Source organism: Burkholderia sp. ABCPW 14, assembly GCF_001523835.1.
Taxonomy (GTDB): domain Bacteria; phylum Pseudomonadota; class Gammaproteobacteria; order Burkholderiales; family Burkholderiaceae; genus Burkholderia; species Burkholderia mayonis.
In genome coordinates this window covers 129,127-146,315 of sequence record NZ_LOVS01000055.1, presented here as the reverse complement: position 1 = coordinate 146,315, position 17,189 = coordinate 129,127, and the positions used below count along the sequence as shown (strand labels likewise).

Annotated in this window: 12 protein-coding genes; 4 read left to right on the top strand and 8 right to left on the bottom strand. The window is 59.3% G+C overall.

Features of this window, described 5'->3' with window-relative positions; genetic code table 11:
- Positions 1-6 precede the first annotated feature (6 nt).
- Genes WS62_RS08110 through WS62_RS08100 form a run of 3 tightly spaced genes read right to left on the bottom strand, consistent with a single transcriptional unit; the run spans position 7 to position 2,840 of the window.
- A complete protein-coding gene (locus tag WS62_RS08110; protein WP_066569911.1) occupies positions 7-1,020 on the bottom strand; it encodes an MraY family glycosyltransferase in 1,014 nt (337 codons plus the stop codon).
- 9 nt (positions 1,021-1,029) lie between these two features.
- The gene (locus WS62_RS32935; RefSeq protein WP_082720795.1) at positions 1,030-1,998 is read right to left on the bottom strand and encodes a UDP-glucose 4-epimerase family protein; all 969 of its coding nucleotides are present in this window, start codon (positions 1,996-1,998) and stop codon (positions 1,030-1,032) included.
- A complete protein-coding gene (locus tag WS62_RS08100; protein ID WP_066569904.1) occupies positions 1,995-2,840 on the bottom strand; it encodes a glycosyl transferase in 846 nt (281 codons plus the stop codon). Before WS62_RS08100 ends, WS62_RS32935 begins: the two co-directional genes overlap by 4 nt.
- 638 nt (positions 2,841-3,478) lie before the next feature.
- Between WS62_RS08100 and WS62_RS08090 the strand changes: the two genes are divergently transcribed.
- Positions 3,479-4,294 (top strand): sulfotransferase family protein, encoded by an 816-nt coding sequence (locus tag WS62_RS08090; protein ID WP_066569899.1) that lies wholly within the window; start codon positions 3,479-3,481, stop codon positions 4,292-4,294.
- A gap of 106 nt (positions 4,295-4,400) precedes the next feature.
- Here WS62_RS08090 and WS62_RS08085 read toward each other — a convergent pair whose 3' ends face one another.
- From WS62_RS08085 to WS62_RS08065, 5 genes are all read right to left on the bottom strand, one after another.
- A complete protein-coding gene (locus WS62_RS08085; protein ID WP_066569893.1) occupies positions 4,401-5,372 on the bottom strand; it encodes a glycosyltransferase family 2 protein in 972 nt (323 codons plus the stop codon).
- A gap of 49 nt (positions 5,373-5,421) precedes the next feature.
- The gene (locus WS62_RS08080) at positions 5,422-6,000 is read right to left on the bottom strand and encodes an acyltransferase (protein ID WP_006025513.1); all 579 of its coding nucleotides are present in this window, start codon (positions 5,998-6,000) and stop codon (positions 5,422-5,424) included.
- Between the two features lie 19 nt (positions 6,001-6,019).
- Entirely contained in the window at positions 6,020-7,255 is a 1,236-nt protein-coding gene (locus WS62_RS08075) for a glycosyltransferase family 4 protein (protein ID WP_066569888.1), read from the bottom strand.
- A gap of 27 nt (positions 7,256-7,282) precedes the next feature.
- The gene (locus WS62_RS08070) at positions 7,283-10,681 is read right to left on the bottom strand and encodes a glycosyltransferase (RefSeq protein ID WP_066569883.1); all 3,399 of its coding nucleotides are present in this window, start codon (positions 10,679-10,681) and stop codon (positions 7,283-7,285) included.
- Positions 10,682-10,799: 118 nt separating this feature from the next.
- Positions 10,800-12,176, bottom strand: coding sequence for an ABC transporter ATP-binding protein (locus WS62_RS08065; RefSeq protein ID WP_066569871.1), 1,377 nt, complete (start codon positions 12,174-12,176; stop codon positions 10,800-10,802).
- A 515-nt stretch (positions 12,177-12,691) separates the two neighbouring features.
- Between WS62_RS08065 and WS62_RS08060 the strand changes: the two genes are divergently transcribed.
- From WS62_RS08060 to WS62_RS08050, 3 genes are read left to right on the top strand one after another with little or no spacing between them, the layout of a single operon-like run.
- A complete protein-coding gene (locus WS62_RS08060; protein ID WP_059583580.1) occupies positions 12,692-13,516 on the top strand; it encodes an ABC transporter permease in 825 nt (274 codons plus the stop codon).
- The gene (locus WS62_RS08055) at positions 13,506-14,933 is read left to right on the top strand and encodes an ABC transporter ATP-binding protein (protein ID WP_059583578.1); all 1,428 of its coding nucleotides are present in this window, start codon (positions 13,506-13,508) and stop codon (positions 14,931-14,933) included. Before WS62_RS08060 ends, WS62_RS08055 begins: the two co-directional genes overlap by 11 nt.
- Before the next feature lie 57 nt (positions 14,934-14,990).
- Complete coding sequence (locus WS62_RS08050; RefSeq protein ID WP_442855069.1) at positions 14,991-17,159, top strand: glycosyltransferase family 2 protein; 2,169 nt, start codon at positions 14,991-14,993, stop codon at positions 17,157-17,159.
- Positions 17,160-17,189: the final 30 nt, after the last annotated feature.

The following is a 17,189-nucleotide window of genomic DNA, read 5'->3' as shown; positions in this document are numbered from 1 at the left end:
GTATAGCTATTTTGTTTTCGCTGCGGATACGTGATGCCATCGGAGATCAATCGCGGCACCGACAATCGCCAGTACGCCGTACCACAGGCAGAATACGGCCCATTGCTTGCATGTCGATCGGCCCAACGCCCACAGTGCCGCGGCGATACCGGCGCACATGATGACGTATGCACACTCCGCCATACGCGCGTGTCCGACGCCCGAACGAATCACCCGCTGATAGTAATGCTCGCGATGCGCTTGCCAAAACTTCTCACCTCGTAACAAACGTCTCAGTAATGTTACGGATGCGTCACATATAAAGGGAGCAAACACCATGGCCGGAAACCAGATCGGCCATGCACCCGTGCGCCACCCCCAGTAGCCGAACGCGCCCGCGAGGAAACCGACGGAAATAGATCCGGCATCGCCGAGAAAGAGTTTCGCCGGGTGAAAGTTCAACCACAGGAACCCCCCTGCCGCTCCCGCGATCGCTGCGGATGCGAGCGCAAGTCCCGGTGACGAATTCGGCGCCAGAAACGCCGCGGCTGAATAAGCGCCGAAACCGAACAGAGTCATGCCACCCGCCAGTCCGTCCGCGCCATCCATGAAATTATAGAGATTGATGAGCCATAACATCAGAAAAGCAACGAGCGTCAGCCACCACCACGGCGCCAAAGCCGGATACGCGAGCATCAATGTCGCCACAGCCAAGAGATGTCCAGCGAATCGCACGCGCGCCGACAAGCCTCGGCGATCGTCGACTTGAGACATGGTTGCGAGTCCCAATGTGAGCAAGGCGATCACCCAAAGTTCGGGGGTGAAGAGCATCATGGCCGCAACCGACACCGGCACGACCCCCCATCCGCCGACGCGCGGCGTCGGACGAACATGAAGCGAACGGTCATTGGGGACGTCGGTCGCCAAGCGCCACGCAAGACCGGTCGCCAGCAAACCACGCAAGATCGCAGCGCACACCGCCGCTGCGCACAGGAAAATTCCGATGGCGCCCAGCCACGGAGAAACCAAACCATTCAGCATGACGGAATTCTACTCGGGAGAACAAGTGGTTCGATACCATCGAGCGGTCGCACACAAACCTTCACGTGTAGAAAATGGGGGGCGCCAGTCGAGCGTGCGACGTATCAGCGATGCATCTACGCGAAGACTGCCGGTCAGCCGCTCGATTTGCGGCGTGCGTCCCATCACGCGCCCCAACAGGTACAGCGCTCGCGTTGGCACTGGAAAGAGTCGTGCTGGCTTGTTCAACTGCTCGCCAATAACTTTCAGCAGATCCGTTACCGTCGGTGCGTCGTCGTCGGCCACATGAAAGGTGCAATTGGCTGCTCTCGGATCGTCCACGCAGCATGTCAGCACATCGGCGAGATTACCAACGTACAAGAGGCTGCGCCGCGCGCTGATCATTCCAAGCGGCAGTGGAACGCCACGCGCAACTACACGCATGAGACTCAAGAAATTCGCCCGCACGCCCGGCCCATAGACGAGTGGTGGACGGATGATCACAATCTCCATTCCGGACGCTCGCCCGAGCTGTCGCAGCGCCTCTTCCGCTTTCCACTTCGAACGCCCATAGGCATCTTCGGGGCGCGGCTCGGCGTCTTCGGTCAACGGCACGCCGCCGTCGCGTTCCGCCACCGCCTTGATGCTACTCACGAACACGAAGCGGCGCGCGCCCAGCTGACGAGCAGCACGTGCGATCCGCAATGTTCCAGTCACGTTGGTCGCGTCGAAAGCTGCCTGTGGATCGCGCACGCCATTTCGCATGACATGTACACGGGCAGCTAGGTGGACGACGCAGTCGATCACCTCGCCCGACCGAAATGCATTGTCATCGAGACCGACGAAATCGGCGCGATCGTCAACCCATTCCACTACGCCATGAACGCAACCGCCCGCCCGTCTGACGAGTCCTGTCACGTGATGTCCGCGATTCAGAAGGGACTCACACGCCGCACGCCCCACAAAACCGTTCGCGCCAGTCACGAGAATTCGACTCACCACCATCTCCAGCCGAAACGATTAAAGAACTTAAATGCCGACGCGACAAACAAGCGGACGTGCAACCATCCCTTACGAGCCGCCCCTCCGCCGTAATGCACGATGCGCACGTCGGGAACATAGGCGACGCGCGTCACGTCGTGCGCGCGCAAGCTGAGATCATAGTCCTCGAAATAAAGGAAGTAGCGCGCATCGAAGCCAGCAAGCGATTTGAGCACGTCCGTTCGAAACAACATGAAACAACCGCTGACGATCGGCGGTTCCCAAACGACGTCCCGCTCGTTGATCCGATCACGCATCTCATACCGCGCAAGACGCGCGCCGAATGGCTTTCGCAAACGAACCGGCAGGAAACCGCGCACAAAAAGATCGAGGACAGTCGGAACACGTCGACAAAGATATTGAATGTGCCCGTCCTCGCCTGCAATGAAAGGGGACAACAAGCCGAGAGCGGGATGACGGTCGAAGAAGTCAAGCGAACACGCCAGCGCATCGTTATCGAGATCGATATCCGGATTCAGGATGAGGTGATACCCGCTGTCGATCTGATCGATTGCAAGATTGTGCCCGCATCCATAGCCGACATTGCCGTGTCCTGACAGGACTGCGCTGCCGATGCCGTAATCGCGCAGCAAATCTGACGCCGGAGAGAGATCATGTGCGCCGTCGTTGTTCACGAGGTAGACGAAGATCGGCAATGCTGGCCACCGGCTGCGAAGTCTGACGACGGCAACGCACAGACTGTACGCGGTCCGCATCAACACTGTCATGTCCGGCCGGTACACGACGATCGATATGGTCAATCCCCGCCCAAATCCGGGCTGCAACGTGGAGACAGTCATTTCAGAATCAGGAAAACTCGCCCCTTGCCAATTGGCAGGCGAGTCATGCATCGAAAATGCAAGTTTGATGAAAAGTCGCGAAACGAGCAAGCCGGCTCACGCTCGACAAGCGCCCTCTACGCACCCAGTCCAGTGGCAAGAAATCTCGTAAGCGCTCGTCAGAACATCGCACGAGCCCGCTCACGATTGATTACACGCCATACGCCCGCACCGGATGCCGACACAAATTCCAAAACCGTTACAGTTGTTACAATCCGAAAATTTCATTATGAAAAATTACAAAACGCCATCATCTCTCCAACCGCGCTACACTACGAAAACGATTAGCTTCAACACCATCGGGCGCCGCCCGCCGTAAGGACTGGACGCTATGGTCGCCATGTCTCGGCGGCGCAGTTAAGTGGATTAGGCTTGCACGTCACTCGTTCAGCATGCCCAACTCCGGAACGTCATGTCGCTCGACAGGGCCGCGTCGAGCGGCGCGCTTCCGAGCGGACATGTCTGCGGTGTCGGTTGGAATTTGCGCCATCCCGACTTTTACGAAGCAAGCTGCCTCCGGCTGCGCCGTTCGCCCAAAGCGCTCCCTGCGCCGGAGATCGAATCCCATCCCCATATCCCTCTAGATAGTCAGCAACATAATGTTCATCCTGTTCGGCTCGCCGAGATCGGGCACCACCCTCTTCAAAGAATCCCTCAATCTCCACAGTGCGATATTCATTCCGAATCAAACCACGTTCATCGGCCCGGTCGCTCACGTCATCGGCTGCATCAGCGATTGGCCGGCCGCGCGCAAAATCATCGCCGAGATCATTATCTCGACCGATGACTACCGCGAAGTGCTTGAACCGTACATCTCGGTTCAGGAAGTCGAAGCCGTGCTTGCGCAAGCCGAACCGACGCTCGCGGGCGTCCTGTCAGCGATCTACGGCCGCATCGCAAGCAACACGGGCAAACACGTCTGCGGCGACAAGACCCCGGACGACCTGCTGTCCATCCGTAAGCTCGAACAGGTCGGCCTGCTCAACTCAAATCTCAAGTTCATCCACATCGTCCGCGACGTTCGCGGCGCGATGGCATCGCTGAGAAATGTGACGTGGGCCCCTCAGGGGATCGACGAGTACTTCCCCCGCCTCTGGAACTACACCAACCTGCATCTTTTCAAAGCGATGCAGGGGCGAACGAACTATCTGCTCGTTCGCTACGAAGACCTCGTGTCCGATCCGCGCATCGCACTGTCTTGCACTACGTTTTTCCTCGGCCTGCCGTTCGAGGAAAACATGCTCGACAATACGCAACGAGCGCCTGTGTTGCGCAACGATCAGAGCCATTTGAACCTGTCGCAGCCCTTCCTCAAGGAACGGGCGCAGTCCTGGCAAAACGAACTCCCGCCAGAGATCAACCGCCATTGCGTCACCACGGCGGCCGAGGCAATGGCAGCATTCGGCTACCTCTGAGCGTGCGCGTTGGCAAGGCCACGGCACCAACGCGCCCTCGCCTTGCTGCGCCACCAATGACACCGTTTACGCTCACGAGCCGACGGCATCGATCACGCTCCAATCGTCAACCAATCACCGTCGATCCAAAGGCTTCCGCGTGACGCGGGTCGATGGCGTATTCGTAGAATGCCGCCCGTGTCGGAAAGGCGGGCAGCGTCGTCTGAAAGAAGCACAGCAGTTCCGTCATGCCCTTGTTGTCGAGAAAACGCTTGAACGCGGCCAAATCCGCCGCGCCCAACTCGGTGGAAAAGAGCCTCGGACCGGACATTGCCAATGCTTGGGCAATCACGGCCGCAATTTCGATCCGTACTTTGCTCAGATCTTCCTTGATCGTATTGCGCTCGTGCACTCGGTAGACAATATGCTCATGATCGCCATCGACACACACTGAACTGTGTGCAAACGCAAACATCAGGAAATCGAGATCATGGCAGTACCGCAACGGCTGGAAACCACCCGCAGCTTGCCACAGCGCACGGTCGAACACCATGTTCGACGTCGTCGCGACAAAATTCTCGTTCAGGAGCGCCAGTTGAACAAGCTTAGTGTCGTCGAGGAACTGCTGCGCCCGCCTCAGCCAATCGATCGCGGCGCCGCTATGCTGCCTAACGCCGTTGTCATCCATGATGCTGACTCGCCCCGCAATGAGACCGACGCCGGGTTGCTCGCGCACGATCGCTCTGCAACGCGCGAGTTTGGTAGGTACAAAAACGTCGTCGGAGTTGAGAACGGCGACAAAGTCACCGCGGCTCAAGCCAATCGCGCGATTGATCGTGTTATGCGCTCCAGCGTTGTCTTGTCGATACGCCTTCGCCTTTGGAATCTTCGACAGCACGCGCTGCGCGATGTCAAAGCCGTTGTCGGACGAACCGTCGTCGATCAGAATGATCTCGTCGGCCTGCGACGTCTGCGACAGCACGCTATCCAGCGCGCTTTCGATGTAACGGGCATGATTGTAGAGAGGGATCACGACCGAGATGGTGGCGGCCTCTACTGCTCCCGCAGAGGTCGCACGACAGAATCGGAAAATCGACATATTCGTCAATCAGTATATGCTGACCGGTCGCAAGCGGCCGGTGCTTCGTTCATTGAATATCGGTATCGAAGAACGGGAAGTAGCGCGATCGGTAGTGCAAATCTCTCGTTCGTTCCTTGATGAAGCGCGCGGGATTTCCGCCGACGATCGTATAAGGCGCCACGTCACGCGTCACGACCGCCCCCGCACCGACAACCGCCCCTTCGCCGATGTGTACGCCGGGACAAATGATCGCGCGCGCGCCGATCCACGCGTGATCCTCGATCACCACCGGTTTGCATAGACACACGAAATCCGGATTCTGCGGATCGTGCGTCAAGGTCTGGATCAACGTGTAGTGTGAAATGTTGACGTTGTTCCCGATCGTCAGCGGCACGCGGCCGTCGAGATACGTGTAGCGGTTGACGACGGTGTTGTCGCCGATCGAGATGTGATAGCCGGTAACGAAGCATCCCATCGCAATGCTCGAATCCCGGCCGATCCGCACCTGGCAGAATCGCCGCAAAAACCAATGCCGGATGCGATACGGCATGTAGTTCATGAAGAGGTGATTGCCGAGATAAAAACACACTGCCGGCTTGAAACGCCAGCGGACGAAACGGCAGAACGACTTCAACGAATGGATCATGTGCCCCCTCTCACGCCGCTCAGCGATTCGCGGCCTTCACTGCGCCCTCGATGATTTCCTCGTACCGCTTGACGATATTCGCGAAATCGAATCGCTCATAGATCTTGCAACGACCAAGCATGCCGCGCTTTTGCCACACGTCGGCATTCGATGCCATCTCGTCCATCGCATCGGCAAGGCGCGGAGCGATCGCATACTGCCGAGGCACATAGGCAAGTTCATCCAGCAGTTTCGAGTTCAGGTTCGGCGTATCGCCGTATTCGTTTGGAATCAGTATGCCAACATCGCCGTTCTCGATCACTTCCGCCGACGCGCCGGTGTCGGTCAGGATCATCGGCTTTTGATAGAACATCGCCTCGTTCATTGCGATGCTCCACCCTTCGATGAACGACGGCAGAAGAAAAGCATCCGCCATTCGATGCACGTCCTCGACATCGGGGAAATAACCCGGCATCAGAATATGCTGCTCGAGTCCATGTTCGACAAGATACTGGCGCAGCGCGTCAACGTGCGGCGGGAAGATAACATTGCCAACGCACAGTATCTTTACGTCCTGTCGGCGCGTCAGCAAATGGCGCATCGCGTCCGCCATCACGTAGTGTCCCTTGTGCAAATTATAGGACGCAACGTTCGCGAAGACGTAATCCGTGTCGGCGAGACCTAGCTGCGCGCGTGTCAGCTTTGCCGGTTTCCTCTCCCTCGATTCGTGCTCCGAAAGGATCAACCCGTTCGGCACGGTCACGACCTTGCTCTCCGATACGCCGAGCTTCTGCACCGCGTAACGCGTCGCATTTTTCGAGACCGACACGTAGCGATCCACGTACCGGTCGTTGCTCGCGAACGACTGCGCCTGCGCGTCCGAAAAGAACGCGTAAACATTGTGGATGAACGTGATGTTCGGAATGCCGAGCCGCGCGAACAGCGGATAACCGGTATCCGAGAAGTGCGACATCGAGACATCTGCGGTCAATTCACGGAGCACGCGCTCGTACGCCGCAAGCGTGTTCGAAGACGGCAGACCGACCACCGTCAAACCCGCGTCGCGCGCAACAGCGCCGAGATGCCCAACCTTGCCCGGCGTGACGATCGTTACGTCGAATCGGTTTCTATCGAATGCGATCGCCGAGTCGAGCACCACTTTCTCAAGACCGCCTTTATCGAACGACGCCAATTCGATCACGACGCCGAGTCGGCCGTCCGAACGCGGGCGACGCTGCGGCGGCTTACGAAACATTGAAAGCAAGGAGCGCAACATGAATTTGAATGAAGTCCAGTGATTTCGTCAGTGAATATCGAACGCGTTCGACCGGAGTTTGCGGGAGCCCGCCTTGACTCCGATGGAGTCGAGCAAACCCGACAACAGGTTCGCGACGCTCTCCACGGAATACTCGGCGGCAGCCGCCACAAAGCCGGCATCGGCGACATGCTGCCAAAGCTGGCGATCTTCGTGCAGTTTCACGATCGCATCGGCGATCTCCTCCGCGCCGTCGCCCTCGAGCACCTGCTCGCCAGCGACGAGCCCCATCCCCTCGCTCGCCACCTTGCTCAGTACGCACGGTAGCCCGTGCAATAGACTGGACACAACCTTGCCTTTGATTCCTGCACCGAAACGCAGCGGCGCGACTGAAACTCGCGCGGCGTCCATCACTTCTCCAAGGTTCTCCACGAAACCGACGATCGTCACGCCGGCGACAGGGTTATCGAGCGTGCGCACTTCATCTGTCGTACCGCTACCCACGATGCGCAATTCCGCATCCGGCAAACGCCGGCGCACGAGCGGCCAAATGTCCTTTACCAGGAACTTCACGGCATCGACGTTGGGACGGTGAGCAAAACCGCCGACAAACAGCACGCCCGAGCGCTCGTCGAACGAACGGGTCGACCGAGTAGGCAAGCGCGGAATCGGAATTCGATGTACGTTCGCGTCCGGCACGATGTCTCTGAGGATGTCGCCCTCGAGGCGGCTGACGACGATTGTCGCGTCGGCCTCGGACACCGCCTGAATCTCCGCTCGCCGCAACAGCAGCGCCTCTTCGAGAGCCTCCGGCGAACGCTCGAGAATCGCCGCTCGCTCTTCCCGCAGATAATGCAAGTCGACTGTGCCGAACACGATCTTGATACCCGGCACATCATGGCGAAGCGGCTCGATCACGTGTCGCGCGACAATGATGCGCTGTGCGATCACAACCGCGGCGCCCTTCGCTTCTTCTGTCACGAGACGATTGAGCGACGGAAGATCGGTAGCATATTGCACGCGCACGCCCCAGCGCCGAAGCGCGTCCGCATAGCTTTCGACTGGCGTCTGCTCGAAGGCGGCGATGAAACTTACGTCGAATCCGAACTCGCGGAAGATGCGCATGTACCAGTACGCGTCGACCGATCCGGAGTCTTGATCGGGCTTCGGCACGAACGCATCGACGATCACGATCTTCGGGCGATGCGACAGCGGCAGCACGTCACCGAACGCCCGATCAGCGCGGAACAATTTTTCGTAACGCTGCCGAAGCGACCAGCGTTGATGCGCATCATCCCATGTAGAACTGACGGGAACGTCGGCGCACTCGTCCGGACCATGTGCGGTAAACCGCGCGAACGGCTGCAGATACGTATTCGCACCGCGCTTGGCGAGTTCGAGCGCAATCAACACAAGACCAGTTGAAACCGGCGGCACGTGATCGAACGCGCTTGCGATATCGTCCCAGATGCGCTTGCGGATTGCGATGATCCCGGGGCTCGCCGCCTTCACCGGAACGACGGTGCGAATCAACGGGTTGTCCGCCGCCAAGCCGACGCCGAACGGCTTCATCCGAGCGCTCGCATCGACAACGGCGCCTGCCGCCCGCACCTGCCCGTGCCTGTTGAGCACGAGCCCAGTCACGGCCGCCGCATCGGGAAAGCGCGCGAAGACCTCGTCAATCGCCTCAAGCCAACCGGGATGTGCAGCAAGATCTTCCGAAATCAACACGACAAATGCCTCGTCCGGCGACGCGATGAACTCGGCCAGCGTGGCGAGCGACATCCCCGCCTCCACGATCGCAAGTGCGCGGACCCCACTGTCGGCCACGAGCCGCGCGTCTGCCGGACCGGCCAGCAATACCTGGAACGGAACCGACGTCGTATGCTGACTCAACGCAGCGAGACAGTGGTCGAGCGCCTTGCCGCGACCGGTCGATTGAACGACCACGATCGCGCGCGGTACGGCAGATTGCTCGAATCGACGCAGCGTGCTCGCCGATACGGCGGTGGATATGACGGCCTCGGCGACACGGCCTCCCGGAACAGCATCCGAACGTGCCGAAGCTTGCCGCTGGCGAGCCGTGCGCAGACGCCGCGCAGCAAAACGCAACGGTTTCGTGACGCGCCAAGAGGCCGAGCGGAAAATCATGTCGGCTTGTTGGCGCAGATCTTCGTTCTCACGCAGCAGCGCCGCTATCGAAGGCTCGATCGCGGGTTCAGCCGCCGGCCCTGCAGCAAACGCGTGCAGCGAACCAACCCCACCCGCGTTCGCGCGCTTCACATACCCCGCCATTTCGTCGACTTGCGACAGCAGCTGCCTCGACACTTCTTTCTGCTCAGCGAGCGCATTCAGCACTTCCCGAACGGGCATTGCGTCGGCAGGCTGCGCGGCGATAACCGCCCGAGGCACATTCCCCCCCCCCCTCAGGCGGCCCAGTTCGCTCGTGAGCTTCGCGATCTGCGCGTTGCACTCGATGATGACTTCATTAAGTCTCACGGTTTCGACCGTTAGACGACCGATTTCCGCATCGCGCTTTAGCACCTCTTCGGTCAGTCTGACAGTGTCGGCCACCAGACGGCCGATTTCGTCAGCACGGCTCATCGTCTCGGTCGTCAAGCGCACGATCTCGGCGCCTTGAGCGCCGATCTGATCGTTGCGGGCGTTGTCGTAACGGCCGAATGACACGCCGCCGTCCAGGAGATCGTCGTCCGGCTCCGGAATCGGGCCGTCGGATGCGATCGCGATGAAATAGACCGGATCCACGACGCCGAGCGTCGAACGGTATTCGCCGATCGAAGTTTCCGACCAGCAATGGATCTCGCGTGCGCCCACCCTCCCTTCTCGCTGCAGCACGGAACCCGCGATCGGCTTCTGCTCGAAGAGAACGAAATGCATGAATCCACTCTTCAACCATTCGACGAACTCGTCGCGATCGAGTTCGCGTACGTGATATTCGTTCGGCGGCGCACCCGACGGCGAATAGATCGGTCGATTGGGTGTCGAAATTATCATCAGACCATTGGGTTTCAGCACGCGACGGGCCTCGCGCATGAAAGCCTCGTGCTCACGGAAATGCTCTAGCGTCTCGAACGAATTGAGTATGTCGACCGAAGCATCCGGCAGCGGGATGCTTGTCGCGCTACCGTATTCGAATCGCAAATTGGCCTGGTCGCCATACCTGACGCGTGCGTTCTGTACGGCTCGCGCGTCGATATCGACGCCGATCACGGACTTCGCAGCTTGCGCGAGCAGTGCCGACCCATAGCCCTCCCCGGACGCGATGTCGAGCACATCCTTGCCCGCGCAGAGCCCCGTCGAGAAGAGATAGCGATGATAGTGCTCGTATTGAATCGGGCCGCCCACCCCAGGCAGATAACGCTCACCGGTAAACTCGTGGCCGTTTTCTGCACCTTTGAATCGAAACCTTCGGGCTTGCATTGTCATGTTGAAAAATCCTGCTCTACTAACTGGCGTAGCCTGGATGAACTGATCTCATTATTTGCTCCGCCGTCCTCCGCTGGTAGCGGCGACAATCACGCGACGCGATCGGATCCGCCCGTCACTACGATGCCGGCGAAACTTCGACGTGCACCATCGGCACACCGACGAGCGCGTGCCTGACCCTCGACGTATGCACGTCGAGCGGCAGCGCATCATGAATCCAATGGAGTTGGATGTGATCGTATTGCGTGCCTTCCGCCACGGCCACATTGATCGAGAAACGCCCTACGGGCAAGACGGGCATCAAGAACGAAAACTCCGCGCAAAGCGTAGTGTCCCCGTCACAGCGAACCGGCCTGTCTGCGTAACTCGCGTAGGTATTATCTCCGATCAGTTCCTGCCCCCGCTCATTCTTCAGAAAGAAGCCAACGATGGGCGACACGAGTGCATCGTCCACCTTGATGGCGACGCGCAACGTCACGGCCTCGCCACCGACGATCCACTCGAGCCGCCGCTTCTCGCCATCGACGAACGAGACGTCGACAATCTGCGCGCCGCCGGAGCCGAACGCCCGTGCATGGTGATCGAATGGCAGCACCTGAATGTCATTGCGCAGCGGCGATGCATTAATGATGTCTCGACGCTGGTCGTGCGCAGCGGGCACCTGCTTCGGCTCGACACGCTGCGCACCGCTGGCAGTCCGCGCACTCGACGCCCCATGTCGCGCCTCCAAGTACGCAGTACAGACTTCAGCAGGGTCGCCCTCGGCAACGATTCGTCCGCTATCGATCCAGATTACCTTCGAGCACAGTTTCTTGATCGTCGACGTATCATGGCTGACGAACAGAATGGTTCCGTGCTTCTTGAAGACATGAAGAAACCGGTAACACTTCTGATTGAAGAAGGCGTCGCCCACGGCAAGCGCCTCGTCGATGATCAGGATGTCCGCATCGACGTGTGCAATCACTGCGAACGCCAGGCGCACGAACATGCCACTCGAATAGGTCTTGACCGGTTGATCGATGAAGTCGCCAATGTCGGCGAACGCCACGATCGAATCGTAGCGCTCGTCAATCTGCTGACGCGACAGCCCGTACAACTGCGCGTTCAGATAGATGTTCTCGCGGCCCGTGTATTCGACGTCGAAGCCGGAGCCGAGTTCGAGGAGCGCAGCCACCTTTCCGCGAACCACGATGTCTCCTGCCGTCGGTGCCAGCGTCCCGCACACGATCTGCAAAAGCGTGCTCTTGCCCGAGCCATTGCGACCGATGATGCCGACCGTCTCGCCTGCGGCCACGGAAAAGCTCACGTCGCGCAGTGCCCAAAACATGTTTGAAAGCGTGTCCGCACGGCGATGTGCCGCACTGCGCGCGGCCGCATTCGGCGCGAACCTGGCTGCGGCTCCAAGCACACTTCTTTTCAGCCGATCGGCAGGCCGTTCGTATGACGCGAACCCCTTGCTGATCTGGATAGCTTCGATTGCTATGTTTTCAGGCATGTAAACTGTTGGTCCCGAGGCGGCTTCGCGCGTCGCAATGCGAACCGAGTGCGACATGCTCGCCCGCGAAAGGTGACGCTTCGGCCGTGGGAAACGACGCCGATGGCAAATAGGCCGTGATTCTACCTCGTTTCTCCATTTCACAATATGGGAAATTCTGCGTAGGCCTCGTTCGCTGCTCGCGGCTACGCGCCGGGCATCCAAATCCCACGGGCTACTGCGACTGTGACATTGCCACGTCGGTGCACGATCCGGCCCCTCCGGCATGCGCAACCGATTTCAGCATTTACACTTCGACACAAACAGTGTCGAAGCCCCGCCCGATCAACTGCAAATCCAGTGTGAGATAATTGCGCGTGCCGAGTGAGCCCTCGCCCCGCAACGCCGCCTCGAGATAGTCAACACAGATGCCGGCGCCCTTGCTCCATGCCCGCGAAGTTGCGACCAGCCGTCGCGCCGATCGCTTAAATGCCCGATATCCTTTGTCATTTCCGCTGAGATAGCCAATCGAATCTATGCAAAGCTTTAGCGTTTCGCCGCGATACCTCGCCGCATCGCTGGTGAAGAACCGGCGTCTGATGTTCGATCTTGCACGGCGCGACGCCGTCGGACGCTACAAAGGATCGTTCCTCGGCATACTCTGGTCGTTGCTCACGCCGATCATGATGCTAAGCGTCTATACATTCGTGTTCAGCGAGGTCTTCAAGTCGCGCTGGAGCGATTCCGCGCACAGCGCGTCGAAAGGCGAGTTCGCAGTCGTACTATTCGCCGGCATGATCATGTTCAACCTGTTCTCGGAATGCATCAACCGTGCGCCATCGCAGATCCTGTCGAATACGAACTTCGTCAAGAAAATCGTGTTTCCGCTCGAAGTCCTGCCATGTGTGACTCTACTGTCAGCTTTGTTCCACCTCTGCGTCAGCGTGCTCATTCTCCTCGTTGCCGAATGGTTCATCGTTGGCACCGTACCCACAACCGCCTTGCTGTTTCCAATCGTCCTCGCCCCCCTTTGCGTCTTCATCATGGGCGTGAGCTGGATGCTTGCCGCGACGGGGGTCTATTTGCGCGACATCGGCCAAACGGTCGGCATCGCCATCACGGCGCTGATGTTCCTGTCACCGGTTTTCTTTCCGGTTTCCTCTCTGCCGGAGCGGTTTCGAGGATTCGTCTATTTAAATCCCATGACGTTCCCGATCGAGCAAAGTCGCGATGTGCTCGTCTGGGGTCGCATGATCGACTGGAATCACTGGATTTCCTATTCGGTGATGGCGGCAATCATCGCCTGGATCGGATTCGCCTGGTTCCAAAAAACCCGCAGGGGCTTTGCAGATGTCATCTGAAGTCGTCATCCGCGCTACTTCGCTGAGCAAGGGTTTCGAGTCGTACAACAAGCCGGCCGATCGCCTGAAGCGAAGCGTCTACGGATTGCTGGGCGGCATCGCGCCGCTAGCCACGCTAAGGCGCAGGCTGCTCACGCACGCACGATCTTGCGTTCGCATGTTCTGGGCACTCAAGGACGTCGACTTCGAGATCGCCCGTGGCGAAACGGTTGGGATCATCGGACGCAACGGCTCCGGCAAGAGTACTCTGCTACAGATCGTGTGCGGAACGCTCGCGCCAACGACAGGCGACGTGCGCACGAATGGTCGCATTGCCGCGTTGCTGGAACTCGGCTCCGGCTTCGACGCCGAATATACTGGCCGCGAGAATATCTACATCAACGGCCAGCTTCACGGGTTGACGCGTGAGCAGATCGACGCCCGCGTCGAAGACATCATCGCGTTCGCCGACATCGGACACTTCATCGATCAACCGGTCAAGATTTATTCGAGCGGCATGTTCGTGCGCCTCGCGTTCGCGGTGATCGCGCACGTCGACGCCGACATTCTCGTCGTCGACGAAGCGTTGGCGGTCGGCGATGCCTTCTTCACCCAGAAGTGCATGCGCTTTCTGCGGCGTTTCCAGCAAACCGGAACGGTACTCTTCGTAAGTCACGACGCGTCCGCGATCCGCGGGTTGTGCGACCGCGTCATTTGGCTCGATCGCGGTCAGATACTTGAATCGGGTAGCGCCAAGGCAGTATGCACTCACTACTTCGAGGCGTTCTACAAGCAGCAGCAAGGCGAAGGCGTCACATGGCAGCATGACGAGAAAGTGAGCGCGAAGGCGTCGGTTGATCAGGCCGAGCGCGACTCGGACATCGCGACGGCGGATCAACGGCTGCTTTTTCCGTTGCGCAAAACAGTCCCTGTCCCGCAAAACACAGGGATATGCATCGATCCGCATACGCTTCCCATCCACCGCACTCGCGAGCTTATCGAATCGGCACACCTGACCAACGAAAACGGCGCGCCTATCGCGTGGGTAATCGGCAGCGAGCACGTCGTGCTTCGTATCCTCGTACGACGCCCCAACTGCGGCTCAACGCCCACCATTGCGTTTTTTGTCAAAGATAGGCTCGGCGAACCGCTTTTCGGCGACGACACTTCGTTCGCACAGGTTGCGGACGAGGCTGACGCACACGCGAGCCCCGCGATCATGGCCGAGTTTCGGTTCGACATGCCGATTCTGCCTCCTGGCGAATACGCATTCTCCGTTTTCTGCACGACCTGCAAAAACGGGCCAATCGAAGTCGCCGATTGCATTCACGACGCTTTGATCGTGAAGTCCGAAGCGTCCCGCGTGGCGACCGGCCTCATCGGCGTACCGATGAGCCGCATCGATCTCTACGTTCGCGAGTCCGCTGGGGAAATTTGAGCGGCGCGGCCGCGAAGCGCTCCGTCCAACTCGACTTGCGTATGCAGCCCAACATACATGACATCCGGCCAACCTTCCAATCTCCAGGCCACCGCGCCAACTCATAGCGATACGCTTGCGGGCGCTGAGCACGAGCCAGAACGAAGCAATGCAATTCAACGCATCGCCGAACTCGAGCACGAACTCGTCACCCTTCGCGCGGACCTCGTGCGCCACCTGTCGGCGGAAAGCAAACGCGAGCAATTGGAACGCGAATTGGCTACGCTGCGCCAATCCGTATCCTGGCGCATCACCGCACCATTGAGGCAGATCGCGGCCGTCGCGCGAATCGTGCGCATCGTCAGCGAGACAATTCAGCGGCAAGCAAACGTTCAGGGCAATTATGCGGGCGCGTTCATGTACTACGGCAAAGCGCTTCGCCGCGAAGGCCTTGGTGGCTTTTTCGCTCGCCTTCGACGTTTGCGCGGCGGCATGGGATTTGCTGACGCCCCGCCGTCCGACGCTGTCTATCACGCATGGATCGACAAATACGACACGCTCGGTGATGCGCAGCGCCTGAAAGCACAGATGCTGATGCAGGCCTTCAAGCGCAAACCGGTGATTTCGATCGTCGTGCCGACATACAACAGCGACCCGTCGCTGCTGGACGCGATGATCCGGTCGGTGCGCACACAAATCTATCCGCACTGGGAACTTTGCCTTGCCGACGACGCGTCGACAAGTGACGCGCCTGGTCGGATCATCCGCCAGCACCAAGCCGAAGATGTGCGAATCAAGGCCGTGTTCCGCGAAACGAACGGCCATATCTCTGAAGCCAGCAACAGTGCGCTGACGCTTGCGACAGGCGAGTACATTGCGCTGCTCGATCACGATGACATCCTGCCCGCCCATGCGCTGTTCGTCGTCGCCCAATACATGAATCGCCACCCCGACGCACGCATGTTCTATAGCGACGAGGATAAGCTCACCGAGGACGGCAAGCGGACGATGCCGTATTTCAAGAGCGATTGGAATCCGGCGATGTTCGCGACGCAGAACATGTTCTCACACCTCGGCGTCATTGAGACGGCGCTGGTCAAAGCCGCAGGCGGCTTTCGCCCGGGCTTCGAGGGCAGCCAGGATTACGACCTGGCGTGGCGATGTGTCGAAATCGCCGGGCACGCCACGGTGGTCCATATTCCGCATGTGCTCTATCACTGGCGGATCACGCCGAGCAGTACCGCCGGGACCCGTGACGCAAAACCCTACGCAGCGCAAGCGGCGCTTCGCGCCGTCGACGAGCATCTGAAGCGGACCAGCATTGCGGCCACGGTCGAACAGCCATTCGATTCGCTCGGCATCCTGCGTATTCGCTATACGATTCCAAGCCCAGCGCCACGAGTTTCGATCGTCATTCCGACTCGGGATGGCGTCGCCCTCGTGCGGCAGTGCATTGACAGCGTCCTGCAAAAAACGCTCTACCCCAACTATGAGATCATTGTTGTCGATAACGGCAGTTTCGAAAACGAAACGCTCGCGTACTTCGCCGAAATCGGACAGCGGCCGAACGTCCGGATTCTGCGCGACGATTCACCATTCAACTTTTCCGCGTTGAACAATCGCGCGGCGGCCGTGTCGACCGGTGCCTATCTCTGCCTGCTGAACAACGATACCGAGGTTATCTCGCCCGATTGGCTTGATGAGATGGTGGGCCTCGCGTCACAGCCTGGCAACGGCGCGGTCGGCGCTGCGCTCTGGTATCCGAACGACGTGCTCCAGCACGGCGGTGTTCTGCTCGGCCTCGGCGGCATCGCTGGTCATATGCATCACATGTTGAGGCGTGGGCATCTCGGATATTTCAATCGTGCAGTGACGATGCAGAATCTGTCTGCGGTCACCGCCGCCTGCCTCGTGATTCGAAAGTCTGTATTCGACGAAGTCGGCGGGATGAACGAGGAACTCGCCGTCGCATTTAATGATGTCGACTTCTGCTTGCGGGTTCGCGAAGCAGGTTACGCAAACGTGTGGACGCCTTACGCCGAGCTCTATCACCACGAATCGGCGACGCGCGGCTCTGACATGGCGCCGGAGAAGTACGCACGCTTTGCAAGGGAAGTCGACTGGATGGAGCAACGCTGGGGGGCCGCGCTCGAACGCGATCCTGCCTACAACCCGAATCTATCGCTAGGCACTGACGTTTTACCCTTCACGCTCGCCGATCCGCCGCGCGTGCGCATGTTCGACTGAACTGCGTCGGTCAGTCGATTCTCGAGAAAA

Coding starts and splice junctions, on each gene's coding strand:
- WS62_RS08090 (WP_066569899.1), top strand. CDS start 3,479: ATGTTCATCCTGTTCGGCTCGCCGAGATCGGGCACCACCCTCTTCAAA.
- WS62_RS08055 (WP_059583578.1), top strand. CDS start 13,506: ATGTCATCTGAAGTCGTCATCCGCGCTACTTCGCTGAGCAAGGGTTTC.
- WS62_RS08110 (WP_066569911.1), bottom strand. CDS start 1,020: ATGCTGAATGGTTTGGTTTCTCCGTGGCTGGGCGCCATCGGAATTTTC.
- WS62_RS08080 (WP_006025513.1), bottom strand. CDS start 6,000: ATGATCCATTCGTTGAAGTCGTTCTGCCGTTTCGTCCGCTGGCGTTTC.
- WS62_RS08070 (WP_066569883.1), bottom strand. CDS start 10,681: ATGACAATGCAAGCCCGAAGGTTTCGATTCAAAGGTGCAGAAAACGGC.
- WS62_RS08060 (WP_059583580.1), top strand. CDS start 12,692: ATGCAAAGCTTTAGCGTTTCGCCGCGATACCTCGCCGCATCGCTGGTG.
- WS62_RS08050 (WP_442855069.1), top strand. CDS start 14,991: ATGACATCCGGCCAACCTTCCAATCTCCAGGCCACCGCGCCAACTCAT.
- WS62_RS08100 (WP_066569904.1), bottom strand. CDS start 2,840: ATGACTGTCTCCACGTTGCAGCCCGGATTTGGGCGGGGATTGACCATA.
- WS62_RS08085 (WP_066569893.1), bottom strand. CDS start 5,372: ATGTCGATTTTCCGATTCTGTCGTGCGACCTCTGCGGGAGCAGTAGAG.
- WS62_RS08075 (WP_066569888.1), bottom strand. CDS start 7,255: ATGTTGCGCTCCTTGCTTTCAATGTTTCGTAAGCCGCCGCAGCGTCGC.
- WS62_RS08065 (WP_066569871.1), bottom strand. CDS start 12,176: ATGCCTGAAAACATAGCAATCGAAGCTATCCAGATCAGCAAGGGGTTC.